The organism is Streptomyces sp. SDr-06, assembly GCF_003324565.1.
Classification (GTDB): domain Bacteria; phylum Actinomycetota; class Actinomycetes; order Streptomycetales; family Streptomycetaceae; genus Streptomyces.
On sequence record NZ_QOLA01000014.1, the window covers coordinates 23,025 to 42,925 of the forward strand.

The 19,901-nt window shown below is 71.5% G+C and carries 18 protein-coding genes; 11 read left to right on the forward strand and 7 right to left on the reverse strand.

The annotated features are described in order from the left end of the window. The first annotated feature begins 144 nt into the window (after positions 1 to 144). From DT019_RS25335 to DT019_RS25365, 7 genes are all read left to right on the forward strand, one after another. Positions 145 to 1,794, forward strand: coding sequence for a TlrC/CarA/OleB/SrmB family ABC-F type ribosomal protection protein (locus DT019_RS25335; protein WP_114039220.1), 1,650 nt, complete (start codon positions 145 to 147; stop codon positions 1,792 to 1,794). A gap of 46 nt (positions 1,795 to 1,840) precedes the next feature. Continuing rightward, on the forward strand, positions 1,841 to 2,959 hold the full coding sequence (locus tag DT019_RS25340) for an MFS transporter (protein WP_411292729.1): 1,119 nt from the start codon (positions 1,841 to 1,843) through the stop codon (positions 2,957 to 2,959). Continuing rightward, entirely contained in the window at positions 2,956 to 5,256 is a 2,301-nt protein-coding gene (locus DT019_RS25345) for a molybdopterin oxidoreductase family protein (protein ID WP_114039221.1), read from the forward strand. The genes DT019_RS25340 and DT019_RS25345 overlap by 4 nt, the downstream gene beginning before the upstream one ends. An 8-nt stretch (positions 5,257 to 5,264) precedes the next feature. Continuing rightward, positions 5,265 to 5,924, forward strand: coding sequence for a 4Fe-4S dicluster domain-containing protein (locus DT019_RS25350; protein ID WP_114039222.1), 660 nt, complete (start codon positions 5,265 to 5,267; stop codon positions 5,922 to 5,924). Further along, complete coding sequence (locus DT019_RS25355; RefSeq protein WP_114039223.1) at positions 5,921 to 6,640, forward strand: ubiquinol-cytochrome c reductase iron-sulfur subunit; 720 nt, start codon at positions 5,921 to 5,923, stop codon at positions 6,638 to 6,640. Before DT019_RS25350 ends, DT019_RS25355 begins: the two co-directional genes overlap by 4 nt. Next, positions 6,637 to 7,131 (forward strand): hypothetical protein, encoded by a 495-nt coding sequence (locus DT019_RS25360; protein ID WP_223279745.1) that lies wholly within the window; start codon positions 6,637 to 6,639, stop codon positions 7,129 to 7,131. Before DT019_RS25355 ends, DT019_RS25360 begins: the two co-directional genes overlap by 4 nt. 258 nt (positions 7,132 to 7,389) lie before the next feature. Further along, positions 7,390 to 7,593: a hypothetical protein gene (locus DT019_RS25365; RefSeq protein ID WP_114039224.1), complete on the forward strand. Its 204-nt coding sequence runs from the start codon at positions 7,390 to 7,392 to the stop codon at positions 7,591 to 7,593. A gap of 16 nt (positions 7,594 to 7,609) precedes the next feature. Here the strand turns inward: DT019_RS25365 and DT019_RS25370 are convergent, their stop codons facing one another. From DT019_RS25370 to DT019_RS25400, 6 genes are all read right to left on the reverse strand, one after another. Further along, a complete protein-coding gene (locus DT019_RS25370; protein ID WP_411292734.1) occupies positions 7,610 to 8,017 on the reverse strand; it encodes an MscL family protein in 408 nt (135 codons plus the stop codon). A 171-nt stretch (positions 8,018 to 8,188) separates the two neighbouring features. Next, the gene (locus DT019_RS25375) at positions 8,189 to 8,689 is read right to left on the reverse strand and encodes an RcpC/CpaB family pilus assembly protein (protein WP_317617799.1); all 501 of its coding nucleotides are present in this window, start codon (positions 8,687 to 8,689) and stop codon (positions 8,189 to 8,191) included. Positions 8,690 to 8,966: 277 nt separating this feature from the next. Continuing rightward, complete coding sequence (locus DT019_RS25380; protein WP_114039227.1) at positions 8,967 to 9,800, reverse strand: S-methyl-5'-thioadenosine phosphorylase; 834 nt, start codon at positions 9,798 to 9,800, stop codon at positions 8,967 to 8,969. A 74-nt stretch (positions 9,801 to 9,874) separates the two neighbouring features. Next, positions 9,875 to 10,186: an FmdB family zinc ribbon protein gene (locus DT019_RS25385; protein WP_114039228.1), complete on the reverse strand. Its 312-nt coding sequence runs from the start codon at positions 10,184 to 10,186 to the stop codon at positions 9,875 to 9,877. A 68-nt stretch (positions 10,187 to 10,254) separates the two neighbouring features. Beyond that, complete coding sequence (locus DT019_RS25390; RefSeq protein WP_114039229.1) at positions 10,255 to 11,526, reverse strand: MFS transporter; 1,272 nt, start codon at positions 11,524 to 11,526, stop codon at positions 10,255 to 10,257. 295 nt (positions 11,527 to 11,821) lie between these two features. After that, positions 11,822 to 13,390: a potassium/proton antiporter gene (locus tag DT019_RS25400; protein WP_114039230.1), complete on the reverse strand. Its 1,569-nt coding sequence runs from the start codon at positions 13,388 to 13,390 to the stop codon at positions 11,822 to 11,824. Positions 13,391 to 13,643: 253 nt separating this feature from the next. On the opposite strand from DT019_RS25400, the gene DT019_RS25405 reads away from it, so the two are divergent. Next, complete coding sequence (locus tag DT019_RS25405; RefSeq protein ID WP_114039231.1) at positions 13,644 to 16,397, forward strand: penicillin acylase family protein; 2,754 nt, start codon at positions 13,644 to 13,646, stop codon at positions 16,395 to 16,397. Positions 16,398 to 16,406: 9 nt separating this feature from the next. Here the strand turns inward: DT019_RS25405 and DT019_RS25410 are convergent, their stop codons facing one another. Continuing rightward, positions 16,407 to 16,970 (reverse strand): 5-formyltetrahydrofolate cyclo-ligase, encoded by a 564-nt coding sequence (locus tag DT019_RS25410; protein WP_411292730.1) that lies wholly within the window; start codon positions 16,968 to 16,970, stop codon positions 16,407 to 16,409. 124 nt (positions 16,971 to 17,094) lie between these two features. Here DT019_RS25410 and galU point away from each other — a divergent pair, with 124 nt between their 5' ends. The 3 genes from galU to moaC are packed head-to-tail and all read left to right on the forward strand — an operon-like array spanning position 17,095 to position 19,862. Then, positions 17,095 to 17,997 carry a UTP--glucose-1-phosphate uridylyltransferase GalU gene (gene galU, locus DT019_RS25415; RefSeq protein WP_114039233.1) on the forward strand — a complete coding sequence of 301 codons (903 nt, stop codon included), beginning with the start codon at positions 17,095 to 17,097 and terminating at the stop codon, positions 17,995 to 17,997. Positions 17,998 to 18,003: 6 nt separating this feature from the next. Beyond that, entirely contained in the window at positions 18,004 to 19,305 is a 1,302-nt protein-coding gene (gene glp / locus DT019_RS25420) for a gephyrin-like molybdotransferase Glp (protein WP_114039234.1), read from the forward strand. A 59-nt stretch (positions 19,306 to 19,364) separates the two neighbouring features. Further along, positions 19,365 to 19,862 carry a cyclic pyranopterin monophosphate synthase MoaC gene (moaC, locus tag DT019_RS25425; RefSeq protein ID WP_114039235.1) on the forward strand — a complete coding sequence of 166 codons (498 nt, stop codon included), beginning with the start codon at positions 19,365 to 19,367 and terminating at the stop codon, positions 19,860 to 19,862. Positions 19,863 to 19,901 lie beyond the last annotated feature (39 nt).

Sequence of the window (19,901 nt, forward strand, 5' to 3'; positions counted from 1 at the left end):
TTCGCTCCGCCGCCGTACGTCGTCATCCGCGTTCCGCCTCCTCCCGCGCTGCCGTCTGCCCGGCCCCGTCGCGGACTGTTCCGGCTGAGCGGATGCGTTCATCCGCCCATTCCTTCCGGCTCGGCCGAGAACAGGGGACTGCCCATGCCTGCCGCACAACTCTCGCTTCACCACGTCACCCGCCGATACGACGAGCGCCTCGTGCTCGACGATGTCTCGTTCACCGTCAAGCCCGGCGAGAGGGCCGGCGTCATCGGCGACAACGGGGCCGGAAAGACGACCCTGTTGCGCCTGCTCTCGGGGCAGGACCGCCCCGACAACGGCGAGCTGACCGTGACCGCGCCCGGCGGCACCGGTCATCTCGCCCAGTCGCTCGCGCTGCCTCCCCGGGCCACGGTCCAGGACGCGGTGGACGTGTCCCTGGCGGACCTGCGCGACCTCGAAGCCCGGATCCGCCACGCCGAGGCCGCCCTGGACGGCCCGGCCGGGCCCGAACTCACGGCCGCCCTGGACGCCTATGCCCGGCTGGTGGCCCGCTACGAGGCGCGCGGCGGATACGGGGCCGAGGCCCGGGTCGACATCGCCCTGCACGGTCTCGGCCTGCCCCACCTCGAACGGGACCGGCCGCTCGGCACCCTCTCCGGCGGCGAGCGCTCCCGGCTGGCGCTGGCCGCCACGCTCGCGTCCCAGCCGGAGCTGCTCCTGCTCGACGAGCCGACCAACGACCTCGACGACCAGGCCGTGGCCTGGCTGGAGACGCGTCTGCGGTCCCACCGCGGCACGCTCCTGGTGGTCACCCACGACCGCGTGTTCCTGGAACGGGTCACCACCACGATCCTGGAGGTCGCCGAGGGCAAGGTGTCCCGCTACGGCGACGGCTATGGCGGATACCTGTCCACCAAGGCCGCCGAACGCCGCGGGCGGTTGCGGGAGTACCACGCCTGGTGCGCCGAACTGGCCCGCAGCAAGCGGCTCGCCGCCACCAACGCCTCCCGGCTCGCGGCGATCCCGCAGAAGCTGCCATTCGCCGTGTTCGGCCACGGTGGCTTCCGTGCCCGCACCCGGGGGCACGGAGCGATGGGCCGGATCCGCAACGCCAAGGAGCGCGTCGAACGCCTGACGGACAACCCCGTTGCGGCGCCGCCCGACCCGCTGGTCTTCACCGGCCGCCTCGCCACCGCCGCGCCGGACGAGCCGCGGACCGCCGCCGAACTCACCGGAGTCCGGGTCGCCGGTCGGCTGTCCGTGCCGGAGCTGCGGATCGGGTCCCGCGAACGCCTGCTCGTCACCGGCCCCAATGGCGCGGGCAAGACCACCCTCATGCGGATCCTGGCGAACGAACTCGTCCCCGACGAGGGCACCGTCCGCACCCACGGCCGGGTCGGCCACCTGCGCCAGGAGGAGACCCCCTGGCCCGCGGGCCTCACCCTGCCGCAGGCCTTCGCCCACGGGCGGGCCGGAGACCTGGACGCCCACACCGACCACCTCCTCTCTCTCGGTCTGTTCAGCCCCGCCGACCTGCGTCTCAAGGTCGGCGAACTCTCCTATGGACAACGCCGGCGCATCGAACTGGCACGGCTGGTCAGCGACCCCGTCGACCTGTTGCTCCTGGACGAGCCCACCAACCACCTCTCCCCGGCCCTGGTCGAGGAACTGGAAGGAGCCCTCGCCGACTACCCGGGCGCCGTGGTGGTCGTCACCCACGACCGCCGGCTGCGCGCCCGCTTCGCCGGCACCCACATCGAGCTCGTCGACGGCCGGATCACCCCGGAGCCCTGTGACTCACCCCGTTGAGCGTCAAAACAGGTGAAAAGGGGTGTAATGTCCCTACCGTGGCAGGGTGAGCGAGCCACCCGCACCTCCCGCCGCCCCACCGGACGCGTCCGCCCGGGGAGTGCCGCCACCCGTGGCGGCCGCCCCCGCCGGACGCGCCCCGCGTCCGGTGGCGCTGCGCGCGACGCTGGCCGGTACCGCCGTGTCCGTCCTGCTGATCCTGGCCATCGTGCTCGGCAGCCGCCTGCTCAAGGACTTCGACTCCGCGCTCCTTCCGTACGCGGTCGCCACGGTGTTCCTGGCCTTCGGCGTCGCCTACCGCTACACCGTGTGGATCTCCTCTCCGGGCGCCCGCCGCCTGTTCCGGCAGGGCTGGCGCAGCCTGTTCTCGGCGGCCAACTTCCGCCGGGCGCCCACCGCCCTGCCGAAGATGATCGCCACGTATCTGGGCTTCCAGAAGTTCCTCGGTGCCCGCTCGCACGCCCGCTGGGCGGCCCACCAGCTGATCTTCTGGGGCTGCATCCTGGCCGCGGCCATCACCTTTCCGCTGACCTGGGGCTGGTTCACCTTCACCTCCGCATCCGGCTCGGGCCCCGGCTACGAGATGCGGATCTGGGGGCTGAAGGTCCTCGGCTTCGACTCGCTGAGCTTCGTCGGCTGGCTGATGTTCCACGGCCTGGACATCGCCGCCGTCCTGGTGATCCCGGGAGCCTCGTACTTCCTGTGGCGGCGGATGAAGGACCGCGGGGCCATCACGGGCCAGCGCTTCGCCTACGACCTCGTCCCGCTGATCGCGCTGATCGTCATCTCCGTGACGGGCCTCCTCCTCACCTTCTCGTCGATCTTCCTGCACGGCGGCGGCTACCAGTTCCTCGCGGTGCTGCACATGGTGTCGGTGGTGTTCACCCTCATCTACATCCCGTTCGGGAAGTTCTTCCACATCGTGCAGCGGCCCGCCGCGGTCGGCATGCAGCTCTTCAAGTACACGGCCCGCCAGGACGAACAGGTCTTCGCGTGCAAGCGCTGCGGCGAGCCGATCGACACCGCCCCGTACGTCGAGAACCTCCAGGGCACCATGCGCGACCTGAAGCTCGACTTCGATGCCTGGGCCGCGTACTGCCCGCGCTGCAAGCGGGTGCTGCGCGGTGCCGCCTACCTCAGCCACGTCAAGAAGGGCTTCAAGTGAGCAGTGCCCCCCTTCCGCTCGACCCTTCGATCGCGCCGCCCGGCACCCGCAACTTCCGGGACGCGGGCGGCATCCCGGCCGACCAGTGGCACGCCGACCAGAACGGCGAGACCCTCGTCCCCACCCACTGCTGCTTCTGCGGGGTGCAGTGCGGCATGTATCTCCGGGTCGACCGCGCGGGCAAGGTGTTCGGCGTCGAACCCCGCAACCACGACATCAACCGGATGCGGCTCTGCCCCAAGGGCATCAACGCCTACCAGCAGGTCAACCACCCCGACCGGCTGACCGCCCCGCTGATGCGCCGCACGCGCGACGAGCCGTTCCGCGAGGTCTCCTGGGAGGAGGCCCTCGACTTCACGGCCGCCGAGATCCGCCGCATCCAGGCCGCCCACGGCAACGACGCCTTCGGGCTGCTCGGCGGTGCGAGCCTGTTCTCCGAGAAGACCTACCTGGTCGGCAAGTTCGGCCGGGTCGCCCTCAAGACGCGGCACGTCGACTACAACGGCCGCCTGTGCATGGTGTCCGCCGCCGGCGCCAACAAGCTCGCCTTCGGCATCGACCGGGCGGGCAACCCGTTCTCCGACATCCTGCTCACCGACTGCCTGCTGATCGCCGGTTCCAACGTCGGGGAGTGCTTCCCCGTCATGACCCAGTACCTGTGGGGCGCCCGCGACCGGGGCGCGAGCCTGATCGTGGTCGACCCGCGCGAGACGGCCATCGCCCGCACCGCCGACATCCACGTCGCGCTGCGGCCCGGCACCGACGCCGCGTTCTTCAACGCCGTACTCAACGTGGTCATCGAGGAGAACCTCGTCGACAAGGAGTTCGTCGCCGAGCACACCACCGGCTGGGAGGAGGTGTGCGCCGCCGTCGCCTCCTGCACCCCCGACGTGGCCGCCGAGATCTGCGGCATCCCCGCCTCCCAGGTCGTCCAGGTGGCCCGGACCTTCGCGGGGGCCCGGCGGGCGATGGCCTGGCACGCCCGGGGCATCGAGCACCATTCGCAGGGCGTCGAGAACTGCCTGACCGTCATCAACCTCTGCGCGGCCACCGGCCACCTCGGCAAGCCCGGCGCCGGGTACGGCACCATCACCGGCCAGGGCAACGGGCAGGGCGGCCGGGAACACGGCCAGAAGTCCGACCTGCTGCCCGGCGGGCGGTCCATCTCGAACCCCGAACACCGCAGGCAGATCTGCGAGATCTGGGGGATCGAGGAGTCCGAACTGCCGCCCGCGGGCACCTCGATGATGGAAATGGTCTGGCAGATGCAGCGCCGCGAGATCCGCGGCCTGATCGGCATCTGCAACAACCCGTTCGTCTCCCTTCCCAACTACGCGACGGTGAAGGACGGTTACGACACTCTGGAGTTCCACGCCCAATTCGACTTCTTCCTTTCCGAGACCGCGGCCAACGCGCATGTCGTCCTTCCGGTCACCACCTGGGCCGAGGACGAGGGCGTGATGGCCAACGCCGAGGCCCGGGTGGTCAAGCACAACAAGGCGCAGGAGCCGCCCGCCGGGGTGCGCACCGACACCTGGGTGATGTGCCAGCTGGCCCAACGCCTGGGCGTGGGTGACAAGTTCGCCTATCCGGGATCGCGCGAGGTCTTCGAGGAGCTGCGGATCGCGTCGGCCGGAACGGTCAACGACTACTACGGCATCACATACGAGCGCCTGGAGGAGACCGGCGGTATCGCCTGGCCCTGCCCCTCCACCGACCACCCGGGCACGCCCCGCCTGTTCGAGGGCGGCCGCACCTTCCATCCGGACGGCAAGGTCCACCTCCAGGTCGTCGAGTGGCATCCGCCGATGGACCCGTACGACGAGGAGCACCCGATGTCGCTGACCACGGGCCGCACCGTGGCGCACTTCCTGTCCGGCAACCAGACCCGCCGGCTCGGCGCGCTCGTCGAGCAGACCCCGCGTCCGTGGGTGGAGGTCCACCCCGCGCACGGCTTCCGCAACGGCGACCCGGTCCGGGTGGTGACCCGGCGCGGCAGCGAGGTCTTCCCCGCCCTGGTCACCGCGGCCATCCGCCCCGACACGGTGTTCATCCCGTACCACTGGCCGGTCCCCACGGCCGCCAACGCGCTCACCATCGACGCCCTCGACCCCCGCTCCAAGATCCCCGAGTACAAGGTGTGTGCCTGCCGCATCGAGGCCGCCGAGCGGATCGACGAGGTGCCGGCGCCGCCGACCGCGCCGGGCCACGACGCGTACCCGGCGACCCAGGTCTCGCGCACCGACCCGCTGCCGCCCACCTCCCCGCAGGGCCGGGGCACCGCGGAGAGGGGCTGAGCGCCGCCATGATGGGCAGAACGATCTTCATCGACCCGGGGCGCTGCATCGGCTGCCAGGCCTGTGTGTCCGCCTGCCGCGAGTGCGACTCGCACCGCGGTAAGTCCATGATCCATCTCGACTATCCCGACGAGGGTCATTCCGTCGCCTCCCTTCCGACCGTCTGCATGCACTGCGAGGACCCGGTCGCCCCGTGCGCCGAGGTGTGTCCCGCCGACGCGATCCTCGTGACCGCGGACGGCGTGGTGCAGCAGGCCGACACCACCCGCTGCATCGGCTGCGCGAACTGCGTCAACGCCTGCCCCTTCGGCGTACCGAAGATCGACCTCCAGGCGAAGCTCCAGATGAAGTGCAACCTCTGCTACGACCGCACCGCCTACGGTCTGGCTCCCATGTGCGCCACGGTCTGCCCGACCGGAGCGCTGTTCTACGGGACGGTCGAGGAGCTCCGTGCCGAGCGCCCCGGCGTCCAGGTCGCCGACTCCTTCACGTTCGGCGATGTCGTCGTCTCCACCGGCGTGGCCATGGTCGTCCCCGCCGACAAGGTCCAGTGGCCGGTGCCGGGCGGCCTCCCGATCGTCGAGGTGAACGGAAGAGCCGTGAACGAAGCGAACTCCGACCAGGGCGGCGGCGCTCGACGGGCGGGCGGGAAGGACATCACCCGATGAGCGTCACCGACCAGCACCCCGCCTCCGGCCCCGGCCCGGACGCCGCCCAGGCCGCCCTCCACGACCGCATCGCCGCCGACTCGCTCACCACCCGCCGCGACTACCTCCGCATCGTCGCCACCGTCTCGGGCGGCCTCGCCGTCGGCGGGGTGGCGGTGGCCGGGGGAGTGTTGCACCGGCACGGCGACAACGACGCCCCGCCCGACGCCAAGCGCGTGGCGGCCGCGCTCGCCCCCGGCGAGTCCGTCGCCTTCCGCTTCCCCGGCGAGGACGACCGCGCGGTCGCCGTCCGCCTCAAGGACGGCACCCTCGTCGGCTACTCCGCGATCTGTACGCACCTGGCCTGCGGGGTGCTGTGGCGCGAGGACCGCGGCGCCGAGGGCGAGCTGTACTGCCCCTGCCACGAGGGGGTCTTCGACGCCCGCACCGGCGAGGTCACCGCCGGTCCGCCGCCGCGCCCGCTGCCCAAGGTGCTCCTCGTCGAGGAGCCCGACGGCAGCGTCTGGGCGGTGGCCACGGCGCGCTCCGGCGAGAGCGTCAAGGACGCCATGTGCCGCCAGTTCGCCGACGCCCGCCCCGACATGGCGGCCCGCCTCGGCTGCCCCGGCGCGAACGCCAAGCCGAACGCCAGGACCAAGGCAGAGACCGACGCCAAGACCAACGCGTCCAACGCCGAGTCCACCGCCACCAGGGGCGAGAGGAGTGAGCGGACATGAGCAGGGAAGGGAACGCGTTCCCCGGCGGCTCGGGCGGGACCTCGGGTCCGCGCGGCACCCAGGGCGCCGGCGGAGCTCCGGGGTTCGACGGGCCCCAGGGCGGCGGTGCCGCTCCGGGCCACGGCGAGGGTCTCGGGGCGTCCCCCCGCCCCTCGTACACGCCCGGCTCCGCCCAGCCCCGGCTCAACCGGCCGGTCCGCGAGCGCTACCCGCAGATCCGCCCGACGAGCGGCTACGGCGACCCCCGGATCCGGCACACCGGGCCCGGCCCGGGCGCGGGCAGCGAGCAGGAGCCGGAGCGCTCCTCGAAACTGACGGCCCGCCTCACCCTGGCGATCACCGTGGTCATCGGCCAGCTCTGGGGTCTGACGGTGGTGGTCAACGAGTGGATGCGGGGCAACACCGGCACCGCCTGGTGGGGGGCGGGCTTCCTCGTCCTGTCGTTCCTGGTGGTCCTGGGCCTCTGGCTGCTGGACCCGAAGGACCGCTGACCCCCCGGAACGGGAAGCAGGGCTTGAGGCCCGTGCCCGGCGCACGGGCGCCGCTGATGATCCGGTACCGAGGCCTGCGGCCCGGACCGCGAGCGGGGCTGATGATCCGGTACCGGAGTTCGCGGTCCGGATCGCGAGCGCCGCTGGTGATCCGGTACGGGAGTTCGCGGCCCGGGCCGCGAGGGCCGCTGAGCGCCCGGCGGGGGCGCCTCGCGTCCGTCCCGGGAGGGCCGTTGTCGCTCGCCGTACCCTTGTCGTATGAGTACCGCCCCCGCCCCCGGACCGCGCGACCGGGAACCGGCGCCCAAGCAGCAGGCCAAGCCGACGCTGGTCTTCGACGATCCGCTGGACCAGCAGTCGGCGGACGACACGGATCGCGGGTGGGGCGAGCGGCCCACGTCCGCGGGCAGCGCCGCCGACCTGGCGCGCTTCCTCGACGAGAAGCCGCCCCACCACATCTGAGCGTCGCGCGCCGGGGCTAGGGCTGTGCGGGCCCCGAGCCGCGCTGGGCGACCAGCACGTCGCGGATCTCCTTGAGCACTTCCAGCTCGCTGATCTCCATCGTCTCGCGCACGCCCTCCTTCGCCTTGTCCTGCCGGGCCCGCCGGGCCAGAAACTTGGCCATCGGCAGCACCATCAGGAAGTACACGACGGCGGCCGTGATGAGGAAGCTCAGCAGCGCGCTGAGCACTCCGCCCCAGGCGATCTGGATGCCGGAGCCGGCGGTGCAGGGGCCCTTCAGGCAGGAGCTGTAGCTCTCCAGGTCCTTGGTGCCGAACGCGCCGACCAGAGGGTTGATCACGCCCTTCACGACCGAGTTCACGACGTTGGTGAACGCGGCGCCGATCACCACGGCCACGGCCAGGTCGATCACGTTCCCGCGCATCAGGAAGGCCTTGAAGCCGGCCAGTACGCCTGTCTTCTCCTCGGTCACCAATGAACCCTTCTTCGTGTGTGCAGGGGGCGGAGCGAACTCCTGCGCCACCTTGGACAGCGCGGGGTCGCACTGTCCAATCCGCGCACGCGAATTGGGTACGCGCCCGATCGCCCGTGCGAATCAGCACAGCGTCACCGCCAGCCGGGATGTCGTGCCCGCCCCGGCCAGCGCCCTGGCGGTCTCGCGCGGCACGGCGAGGACGACGAGCGCGCCGGACTCCGCGGAGCCTCCCTGCGCGCCCGGAACTCGCGTGACCCGGGCGTCCGTTGCCACCACACGGGCCTCGTCGCCGTGTGCCGAGGGCGAGTTGGGGGAGGCGATCACATCGACCCGGTCGCCGGGCCGCAAGAGGCGTACGGTCTCCGCGTCCGCGATCCGTACCGGCGCCGACACCACGGCGGGCGGCCGCGCGGGCCCGCGTTCCCGCGGCGCGGGGGCCGCGACCGGGTGCGGACGCTCCGCCGCCTGGGGGCTGGAGACGGCGAGGGCCGCCGCCGTGACGGCGAGGCCCGCGGCCATCGCGCGCCGTCGCTTGCGCAGGGTGCGCCGCAGCCCGTGCTTCCCGCCGCGCACCCGCAGCGGCGGGAACACCGGCACCGCGCCGGGCTCCGGAGCGGGCACGGGAGGCAGGAAGGGGAGCGGGCGGGGGTCGGGGGAGGCGGCTGACGCGGGGGCTGCTGACATGGGATCACTGCCGATCGTGAGGAGCCTGTGCTGCTCGGACGCTCCTCACGATCCCGTGTCCCGGGGAAACCCGCCGGGCCCTGTGGACCACACCCCGCCTGTGGACAACTCGCTCACCCGTAAGGGGGGGTTCAGCCCGCCAAGCCCCACCAGGCCCCGGCGGAGCCCGGCCTCCGGCGAGGACCGGAGGCCTGGAGGCGCGGAGGCCCGCCGGTCACGGCAGTTCGATGCCGAGGTCCCAGCCGTCGTGGGCGTGGGTGCACAGGCAGTCCCGGTCCTCGCTCGCCGGAAGGGCGGCGACCGCGTCGAAGAGCACCTCGCGCAGCCGCGCCACGTTCTCCCCGAAGACCCGCAGCACCTCGGTGTGCGAGACGCCCTCGCCGGTCTCCGCGCCCGCGTCCAGGTCGGTGACCAGGGACAACGACGTGTAGCAGAGCCCCAGTTCGCGGGCGAGGGCGGCCTCGGGGTGGCCGGTCATGCCGACCACCGACCAGCCCATCGCCGCGTGCCAGGCCGACTCGGCGCGGGTGGAGAAGCGAGGGCCCTCGATGACGACCATCGTGCCTCCGTCGACGGCCTGCCAGCCGCGCCCGTGGGCCGCGGTCAGCGCCGCCTTGCGGCCGCTGGGGCAGTACGGGTCGGCGAACGTGGTGTGCACGACGTTGGGGACCGTGCCGTCCGGCAGGGGCAGCCCGTCGAAGAAGGTCTGGGTGCGCGCCTTCGTACGGTCCACCAGCTGGTCCGGCACGAGCAGCGTGCCCGGCCCGTACTCCTGGCGCAGCCCGCCCACCGCGCACGGTCCGAGCACCTGGCGCACGCCGACCGAGCGCAGCGCCCACAGGTTGGCCCGGTAGTTGATGCGGTGCGGGGGCAGGTGGTGGCCGCGGCCGTGGCGGGGCAGGAAGGCCACCGCGCGGCCCGCGACCTCGCCCAGGAAGAGGGAGTCGCTGGGGGAGCCGTAGGGGGTGTCCACCTGGACCTCGGTGACGTCCTCGAGGAACGAGTAGAACCCCGAGCCGCCGATGACGCCGATCTCTGCATTAACCATGCCGGTCACACTAACCGGGGGCGGGTATGCCGGAACCCCCGCCGTCGGGGGCGGGGGTTCGGTGTGAAATCGGGTCAGGCGGCCGGGCTGGCGCTCGACGAGGCCGAGCCGGAGCTCGACGCCGACGCGGCGGGCTTGGCGTCCGAGCTCGACGACGTCGAGGTCTTCGACGCCGAGGACGCCGACGCGGGCGAGCTGCTCGACGACGCGCCGCGGCTGTCGTTCCGGTAGAAGCCGGAGCCCTTGAAGACGATGCCGACCGCCGAGAACACCTTCTTCAGGCGTCCGTCGCAGTTCGGGCATACGGTCAGGGCGTCATCGGTGAACTTCTGCACCGCCTCGAGGCCCTCGCCGCACTCGGTGCACTGGTACTGGTAGGTCGGCACTTGTCTTCCTCCTGGCACTCTCACTCGATGAGTGCTAACGACGGTCCATAGTGACGTATTCCCCGGGATCAGTCCACCGTGACGGGGACACGGTGACCGACGCCACGCGCCACGGTACGTGTCGCGGGGCGCGGCGTGAGCCGGGAGCGCAGGGCGAGCAGCGTGACCAGGGCCAGCGCCGTGCCCGCCATCGGCACCAGGAATCCGGCGGTCGAACCGTGGGCGTCGGTCAGCCGGCCGGCGACCGTGACGGCGGCGGCCTGGCCCAGCGCGACCGCGCCCGTCAGCCAGGTGAACGCCTCGGTGCGGGAGGTGGCCGGGACCAGGGTTTCGACCAGCGTGTAGCCGGTGATCAGGGCGGGGGCGATGCAGAGGCCGACGATCAGGCCGAGGCCGCCGAGCAGCAGCGCGGAGTGCGCGGCCCACAGTCCGGAGGCCGCCAGGGCCAGTGCCGCGTAGCCGGCGATCAGCCGGGTGCGGGGCGCGGACTTCCAGGCGATGGCGCCGCAGGCGATGCCCGCCAGCATGTTGCCGGCGGCGAAGATGCCGTAGAGGACGCCGTTGATGCCGGGGTTGCCGATCTCTTCGGCGAACGCGGTGAGCGAGACCTGCATGCCGCCGAAGACCGCGCCGATGCCGAGGAAGGCCATCGCCAGGACGCGTACGCCCGGGATGGACAGCGCGGAGGTGTGCTCGCCCTGCTCGCGTTCGGCGGCGCTGCGGACCGGCGGCTGGGTGCCGCGCCGGGCCGCGAACAGGAGGCCGCCGACGAGGGTCAGCGACGCCTCGGCGATGAGTCCGGCCGCCGGGTGCACACCGGTGCACAGGGCGGTCGCGAGGACCGGGCCGATGACGAAGGTGAACTCGTCCGTCACCGACTCGAAGGCCGCGGCGGTCGCCATCAGGGGTGAGCCGTCGAGCTTGCTGGCCCAGCGGGCCCGCACCATGGGGCCGACCTGCGGCACCGAGGCGCCGGTGGGCACGGCCGCGAGGAACAGCGCCCACAGGGGGGCGCCGGCCAGCGCGAGGGCGGTCAGCGCGGAGACGGAGGCCGCGTGCACGAGGACGCCGGGCACCAGCACCGCGCGCTGCCCGAAGCGGTCGGCGAGCTTGCCGCTCTGCGGGGCGAACAGCGCCATGGACACGCCGGTGAAGGCGGCCACCGCGCCGGCGCCGCCGTAGGAGCCGGTGGTGTGCTGGACGAGCAGGAGGATGCCGATGGTGAGCATCGCGAAGGGCTGCCGGGCCGCGAAGCCGGGCAGGAGGAAGGACAGTGCGCCAGGTGTGCGCAGAAGCTGCCCGTAACCGGGCCGCTTGTCAGAAGTGACCGTGGATGCCACGGCCCCTTGCCTTTCTGCCGCCTGGTAGCGCGCCCCATGCACAGATCTGTGGGTGCGGGCGTTGCCGAGAGCTGTCCTCTTGCGCGGAACTGCGGTAGATGCCGGGCGCTGCTGCGGGGAGCTCCCGACCGCCATACGGTCGCGCCAGCTCTGCGTCAGGCAGAGTTGGTCGATCAGTGGTGTGCCTTCATGATACAGAGTTTTGGCACTCCGTGCCTATGAATCCGCACGGAGTGCCCAGTTTCGGCCTGTGTTTATCCGGCCGTCATGTGGCTTGACGAGGGCGCCACCAGGCTTAACGCGCCGTTCGCCCGGTCTTCGTATTGCGGGGCGCCTCGTTCGCCTGACCGCCGGTGCCCAGCCAGCCTGCGAGCTTGCCGCCCTGGCCGACCGCCCGCAGCCGGGACTCGGCCGCGTCGCGCACCGGGTCCGTGGCGACCACCAGGAGCTCGTCGCCCTGGCGCAGCACGGTCGTGGGCCCCGGCACGAAGCTCTTGCCGTCGCGTACGACGAGGGTGACGGCGGCGCCGGACGGCATCCTCAGCTCGTGCACCTCGACGCCGTGCATCTTCGACTTCGGCGGTATGGCCACGGACAGCAGGTGGCCGCGCAGCCGCTCCAGGGGGGCCGATTCGACGCCCAGGTCGGCGGCCTCGTCGGCGTCGGAGAGCTGGAGCTTGCGGGCCAGCCACGGCAGCGTCGGGCCCTGGATCAGGGTGTAGACGACGACCAGGATGAAGACGATGTTGAAGACCTTCTCGCTGCCCTCGATCCCGGAGACCATGGGGATCGTGGCGAGGATGATGGGCACCGCGCCGCGCAGGCCCGCCCAGGACATCAGGGCCTTCTCCTGCCACGGCATCCTGAACGGCAGCAGGCTGAGCAGCACTTCCAGGGGCCGCGCGACCATCGTCAGGACGAGGCCGATGATCACGGCGGGCCAGAAGTCGACGCCCAGGTTGTGCGGGGTGACCAGCAGGCCGAGCAGGACGAACATGCCGATCTGGGCGATCCAGCCGAGCCCGTCCGCGAAGCCCCGGGTGGCGGGCCAGTGCGGCAGCTTGGCGTTGCCGAGCACCATGGAGGCGAGGTAGACCGCGAGGAATCCGGAGCCGTGGGCCATCGCGCCGGCCGCGTAGGCGGACACGGCGATCGCCATGACCGCGATCGGGTAGAGGCCGGAGGCGGGCAGCGCCACGTGGCGCAGTCCGAACGAGCCGAGCCAGCCCACCGCGAGCCCGATCGAGGCGCCGATGGCGAGCTCCAGGGCTATCTTCCCGACCAGCAGGTACCAGGAGTCGACCGGTCCCGGCGTGGAGAAGGCGACGACCAGGATCACCACAGGGGCGTCGTTGAAGCCGGACTCGGCCTCCAGGACGCCGGTGATGCGCGAGGGCAGCGGCACCTTGCGCAGCACCGAGAAGACGGCCGCGGCATCGGTGGAGGACACCACCGCGCCGATGATCAGCGCCTGCCGCCACTCCAGGCCCACCAGATAGTGCGCGCCCGCCGCCGTGACGCCCACGCTCACCGCGACACCGGCGAGCGACAGCACGACGGCCGCCGGCAACGCCGGTTTGATCTCCTTCCACTTGGTGCCCAGGCCGCCCTCGGCCAGGATCACCACCAGTGCGGCATAGCCGATCACCTGCGTCAGTTCCGCGTCGCTGAACTTGACGTGGAAGATGCCGTCCTGGCCGATCGCGATCCCGATGCCGAGATACAGGAGCAGGCTGGGGAGCCCGCTGCGCGAGGAGATGCGCACCGCCGCGACGGCGATGAGCAGGACGAGCGAGCAGATGAGCAGGAGTTCGTTGAGCTGGTGGACAGTCAGTGGCCGATCCTTCCCCTCAGGCACCGTCACGGCACCCCATGAAAATCGTGCATCCCCATGCGCCGGGTGCGCATCCGGGGACCCCTGGGGCAGACCTGGTGAAACGTTCCGTCGCCCAAGGTACTTCGTTACCTTACCTAATCTTTGACGCTTTCTTTACGCGCGGGCTCCTTTGTGCGACGTCCCGGTGCGCGAACGGCGACACCGCGTCAGGGGCTGTCAGCGGCTGCGCCTATGGTTGCTCCCAGCACTCCTGGACCACCCTGCCCCTCGAAGGACAGCGATGCCCGCCACCACAACCGCCCCTTCCGCCGGTACGACGGCCGGCAAGACGAGCAGGAAGAGGGGACGCCGCCTGAGGCTGTTCGTCCTCGTCCTGGTGCTGGCGCTGGTCGCGGGCGTCGCCTACGGCGCGTACTGGGGAGTGAGCACCGTGCGCGCCTCCTTCCCGCAGACCACCGGCACCATCAAGCTGCCCGGCCTGCTCGGCCAGGTCGAGGTCAAGCGCGACGACTACGGCGTCCCGCAGATCTACGCCGACAACGACGCCGACCTCTTCATGGCCCAGGGCTACGTCCAGGCGCAGGACCGGTTCTACGAGATGGACGTCCGGCGCCACATGACGTCGGGCCGGCTCTCGGAGATGTTCGGCAGCGGCCAGGTCGACACTGACGCCTTCCTGCGCACCCTGGGCTGGCGCAAGGTCGCGCAGCAGGAGTACGACACCAAGCTGACGCCCGCCACGAAGAAGTACCTCCAGTCCTACGCGGCGGGGGTGAACGCGTATCTGAAGGGCAAGGACGGCAAGGACATCTCCGTCGAGTACGCGGCCCTCGGCTTCACCAACGACTACACGCCGGAGGCCTGGTCGCCGGTCGACTCGGTGGCCTGGCTCAAGGCGATGGCCTGGGACCTGCGCGGCAACATGCAGGAGGAGATCGACCGGTCGCTGATGACCAGCCGGCTCAGCCCGAAGCAGATCAACGACCTGTACCCGGCCTATCCGTCCGCCACCCACCGCCCCATCGTCGACGAGGGCTCGTACAACAAGGCGACCGGCAAGTTCGACCCGACGCGCGCCGCCACCAGCTCCGACGGGACCTCGGGCACCGCCCTGGGCGCGGTCCAGGGCATGCAGAGCCAGCTCTCGGCGCTCTCCGACACCCTGGACAAGATCCCGGCGCTGCTCGGCCCGAACGGCAGCGGGATCGGCTCCAACTCCTGGGTGGTGTCGGGCCAGTACACGACGACCGGCATGCCGCTGCTCGCCAACGACCCGCACCTCGCGCCGATGATGCCCTCGCTCTGGTACCAGATGGGCCTGCACTGCCGGACGGTCTCCAGCACGTGCTCCTACGACGTGGCGGGATACACCTTCTCCGGCATGCCCGGCGTGGTCATCGGCCACAACCAGGACGTCTCCTGGGGCTTCACCAACCTCGGCGCCGACGTGACCGACCTGTACCTGGAGAAGATCTCCGGCTCCAACTACCTCTACGACGACAAGGAGACGCCGCTCGCCACGCGCGAGGAGGTCATCAAGGTGGCCGGCGGATCCAAGAAGACCATCACGATCCGCGAGACCAACAACGGCCCGCTGATCTCCGACCGCGACGACGAGCTGGAGAAGGTCGGCCAGAAGGCGCCCGTCAACTCCGCGGCCCCCGACCGGGGCAGCGGCTACGCGGTCGCCCTCAAGTGGACGGCGCTGGAGCCCGGCAAGTCCATGGACGCCGTCTTCGAGCTGAACCGCGCCAACGACTTCAAGTCGTTCCGGGCCGCCGCCAAGGACTTCGAGGTCCCCTCGCAGAACCTGATCTACGCCGACACCAAGGGCAACATCGGCTACCAGGCCCCGGGCAGGATCCCGGTGCGCGCCGAGGGCGTCGACGGCACCATGCCCGCCCCGGGCTGGGACCCGAAGTACACGTGGAAGAAGAACTACGTCCCCTTCGACGCGCTGCCCTACGAGTACAACCCCAAGCGCGGCTTCATCGTCACCGCCAACCAGGCCGTGATCGACGAGAAGAAGTACCCGTACCTGATCACCAAGGACTGGGGCTACGGCACCCGCAGTCAGCGGATCAACGACCTCATCGAGTCGAAGATCAAGGGCGGCGGGAAGATCTCCACCGAGGACATGCAGAAGATGCAGATGGACAACAGCAGCGAGATCGCCGCGCTGCTGACGCCCGCCCTGCTGAAGATCGACGTGACGGACCCCTCCGTCCGCGAGGCGCAGAAGCTCCTGGAGGGCTGGGACTACACCCAGGAGAACGACTCGGCGGCCGCCGCCTACTTCAACGCGGTGTGGCGCAACGTCCTGAAGCTGGCGTTCGGCAACAAGCTGCCCAAGGAGCTGCGTCCCAAGGGCGAGTGCCTGTACGTGACGCCGCCGGCCGGCACGGGCCCGGTCGACGATCCGAACAAGAAGGTCCAGGAGTGCGGCGAGCGCGACGGCGACTCGGCACAGCCCGACGGCGGCGACCGCTGGTCCGAGGTCGTGCGCAAGATCTTCAACGACCAGAACAACGCCTGGTGGCAGTCGCCCGCGACCCGTCTGGACAAGGCGACCACCACCCGTGACCAGCTGCTCGCCCGGGCCATGAAGGACGCCCGCTGGGAGCTGACCGCCAAGCTCGGCAAGGACACCACGACCTGGAGCTGGGGCCGGCTGCACCAGCTGATGCTGAAGAACCAGACCCTCGGCAAGGAGGGCCCCGGCTTCCTGCAGTACGTCCTCAACCGCGGCCCGTGGAACCTGGGCGGCGGCGAGGCCGCGGTCAACGCCACCGGCTGGAACGCGGCGAGCGGCGACTACGGCGTCACCTGGGTCCCCTCGATGCGGATGGTCGTCAACCTCAAGGACTTCGACAAGTCCAAGTGGATCAACCTCACCGGCGCATCGGGCCACGCCTACAGCGCGCACTACTCCGACCAGACGGAGAAGTGGGCCAAGGGCGAGCTGCTCGACTGGTCGTTCAGCGGCAAGGCGGTCGACGGGGCGAGCGTCGACACGCTGAAGCTCACGCCGTAGGGCGGGCCTTCAGGCGCTGAAGCGCGTCACCCCGTAGGGGGTGACCACAGCCTGCACGGGGTGGTCGTGCGGTTCCTCCGGAACCCGCGCGACCACCTCGTTCGCGTAGAGCAGCACCACCAGGGCGGGTGCGTTCCCCGACGCCTCCACCCGGGCCAGCACCCGGTCGTAGGAGCCGCCGCCGCGCCCGAGCCGCATCCCGCGCGCGTCCACGGCGAGGCCCGGCAGCAGCACCGCGTCCGCCGTGGTCACGGCGTCCGGGCCGAGCCGTTCGCCGTCCGGTTCGAGCAGCCCGCGCCCGGCCGGCACCAGATGCCCGGGACCGGCGTAGACGGCCCAGTCCAGGTCGTTGTCCGCGAGCAGCACCGGGAGCAGCACCCGTACGCCCCGCGCGTGCAGGGCGTGGACGAGGGCGCGGGTGCCGGGTTCGCCGCCCACCGAGATGTACGCGGCGACCGTGCGGGCCGCCGCGAGTTCGGGCAGGGCGAGGGCCCGGTCGGCGAGCGCCAGGGACGCCGCGCGCCGCTCCTCGTCCGGCAGCCTCCTCCTGGCGTCGAGCAGGCTGCGCCGCAAGAGGGCCTTTTCTGCCGCGTGATCACTCACCGTGTCTCTGCAATCCCCATCAAATGCGCGGGTAAGAGAGCGAATTCACCGGCGGATCATCCTCCGCACATACGCAGCGGATAGGGTGCCCCGCATGACTCAGTCGCCCCCACGGATCACCAAGGCTGTCATCCCCGCGGCCGGGCTCGGTACCCGGTTCCTTCCGGCCACCAAGGCCACGCCGAAGGAAATGCTGCCGGTGGTGGACAAGCCGGCCATTCAGTACGTGGTGGAGGAGGCGGTGGCCGCGGGCCTGTCGGACGTCCTGATGGTGACCGGCCGCAACAAGCGTCCTCTGGAGGACCACTTCGACCGGAACTACGAGCTGGAGTCGGCGCTGACCCGCAAGGGCGACGCCGGCCGGCTCGCCAAGGTGCAGGAGTCCAGCGACCTGGCGACCATCCACTACGTACGCCAGGGCGACCCGCGGGGCCTGGGCCACGCGGTGCTCTGCGCGGCCCCGCACGTGGGCAGCCAGCCCTTCGCGGTGCTCCTCGGCGACGACCTGATCGACGCCCGCGACCAGCTCCTCTCGCGCATGGTGGAGATCCAGGAGCACGAGGGCGGCAGCGTGATCGCGCTCATGGAGGTCGACCCCGAGCAGATCCACCTCTACGGCTGCGCGGCCGTCGAAACCACCGCCGAGAGTGATGTCGTGCGGGTCACCGGGCTGGTCGAGAAGCCCGAGGCCACCGACGCCCCCTCCAACCTCGCCGTGATCGGCCGCTACGTCCTGGACCCGGCGGTCTTCGACGTGCTGCGCACCACCGAGCCCGGCCGCGGTGGCGAGATCCAGCTCACCGACGCCCTCCAGCACATGGCCGCGGACGAGTCGATCGGCGGCCCGGTGCACGGCGTCGTCTTCAAGGGCCGCCGCTATGACACCGGCGATCGCGGAGACTATCTGCGAGCCATTGTCAGACTGGCGTGCGAACGTGAGGACCTGGGCCCGGACTTCAAGGCCTGGCTTCGCCGGTACGTCACCGAGGAGATGTAGGCACCCGTGAGCAACACGATCTGGTCGGTGGACGAGCACCTGGACGACATCCTCGCCGCCGTCAGGCCGCTCGAACCCATCGAGCTGCAACTGCCGGACGCCCAGGGCTGTGTTCTGGTCGAGGACGTCACGGTCGCCGTCGCCCTGCCGCCCTTCGACAACAGCTCGATGGACGGCTACGCGGTGCGGGTCGCCGATGTCGCGGGCGCGAGCGAGGAGTTCCCGGCCGTGCTCACGGTCATCGGTGACGTCGCGGCGGGCAGCGGCGAGCTGCCCACCGTGGGGCCCGGCCAGGCCGCCCGGATCATGACCGGCGCCCCGCTGCCGCCCGGCGCCGAGGCCGTCGTCCCGGTCGAGTGGACCGACGGCGGGACGGGCCAGGGGGCCGCCACCACCATGCGCCCGGCGGGGGACGCCCCGGAGGGCGCGAGCGGCGAGGTGCGGGTGCACCGCCCCGCCGAGGCCCGCGCCCACGTCCGCGCACGCGGCAGCGACGTCCAGGTGGGCGACCTCGCCCTCAGGGCGGGCACCGTGCTCGGCCCGCCCCAGATCGGCCTGCTCGCCGCGATCGGCCGTGGCACCGTGACCGTACGGCCGCGCCCGCGCGTGGTGGTGCTCTCCACCGGGAGCGAACTGGTCCAGCCCGGCGAGGAGTTGGGCGAGGGTCAGATCTACGACTCCAACAGCTTCGCGCTCGCCGCGGCCGCCCGGGACGCGGGCGCCATCGCCTACCGGGTCGGCGCGGTCACCGACGACGCGGCGGTCCTGCGCGACACCATCGACGACCAGCTGATCCGCGCCGACCTCCTGGTGACCACCGGCGGGGTCAGCGTCGGGGCGTACGACGTCGTCAAGGAGGCGCTGTCCTCGGTGGGGGACGAGGACGAGCCGGGCAGCGGCATCGACTTCCGCAAGCTGAAGATGCAGCCCGGCAAGCCGCAGGGCTTCGGCTCGATCGGCCCCGACCACACCCCGCTGCTCGCCCTGCCCGGCAACCCGGTCTCCTCCTACGTCTCCTTCGAGCTGTTCGTCCGCCCCGCGATCCGCACCCTGATGGGCCTCGACGACGTGCACCGACCCACCGTGCGCGCCGTCCTGAACGCCGACAAGGCGCTGTCCTCGCCCGCGGACCGGCGCCAGTTCCTGCGCGGCAGCCACGACGCGGACGCGGGCACCGTCAGCCCGGTCGGCGGCTCCGGTTCGCATCTGATCGCGGCGCTCGCGCTCGCCGACTGCCTCATCGTGATCCCCGAGGACACCACGTCGGCGGAGCCCGGCAGCGAGGTGGAGGTGATCCTGCTCGGCTGATCGCCGGCCGGTGGGGGTACGGTGTCTGCCCACAGAAGCCGTACCGGGAGCGCCACCGAATGAGTACGACGCAAGGCAGGCTCACGCACATCGACGAGGCGGGTGCGGCCCGCATGGTCGACGTCTCGGAGAAGGACGTCACCGCACGCACCGCCCGCGCGAGCGGCCGCGTGCTCGTCTCCCCGCGCGTGGTGGAACTCCTGCGCGGCGAGGGCGTCCCCAAGGGCGACGCCCTGGCCACCGCCCGCATCGCCGGGATCATGGGCGCCAAGCGCACCCCCGACCTGATTCCGCTCTGCCACCCGCTGGCCGTCTCCGGAGTGAAGCTCGACCTTGCGGTCGCCGACGACGCCGTGGAGATCCTCGCGACGGTGAAGACCACCGACCGCACGGGCGTCGAGATGGAGGCGCTGACCGCGGTGTCCGTGGCCGCGCTCACCGTCGTCGACATGGTCAAGGCGGTCGACAAGGCCGCCGTCATCACCGACATCCGGGTCGAGGAGAAGACGGGCGGCAAGTCCGGCGACTGGAACCGGCCCGAGGCGGCCGGAGCGTGACGCCCCCTCAGCGGGAACCCGCCGCGACCCCGCCCCGCC

Coding starts and splice junctions, on each gene's coding strand:
- DT019_RS25355 (WP_114039223.1), top strand. CDS start 5,921: ATGAGCGTCACCGACCAGCACCCCGCCTCCGGCCCCGGCCCGGACGCC.
- DT019_RS25380 (WP_114039227.1), bottom strand. CDS start 9,800: ATGGTTAATGCAGAGATCGGCGTCATCGGCGGCTCGGGGTTCTACTCG.
- DT019_RS25365 (WP_114039224.1), top strand. CDS start 7,390: ATGAGTACCGCCCCCGCCCCCGGACCGCGCGACCGGGAACCGGCGCCC.
- DT019_RS25360 (WP_223279745.1), top strand. CDS start 6,637: ATGAGCAGGGAAGGGAACGCGTTCCCCGGCGGCTCGGGCGGGACCTCG.
- galU (WP_114039233.1), top strand. CDS start 17,095: ATGACTCAGTCGCCCCCACGGATCACCAAGGCTGTCATCCCCGCGGCC.
- DT019_RS25350 (WP_114039222.1), top strand. CDS start 5,265: ATGATGGGCAGAACGATCTTCATCGACCCGGGGCGCTGCATCGGCTGC.
- DT019_RS25370 (WP_411292734.1), bottom strand. CDS start 8,017: ATGCGCGGGAACGTGATCGACCTGGCCGTGGCCGTGGTGATCGGCGCC.
- DT019_RS25335 (WP_114039220.1), top strand. CDS start 145: ATGCCTGCCGCACAACTCTCGCTTCACCACGTCACCCGCCGATACGAC.
- moaC (WP_114039235.1), top strand. CDS start 19,365: ATGAGTACGACGCAAGGCAGGCTCACGCACATCGACGAGGCGGGTGCG.
- DT019_RS25405 (WP_114039231.1), top strand. CDS start 13,644: ATGCCCGCCACCACAACCGCCCCTTCCGCCGGTACGACGGCCGGCAAG.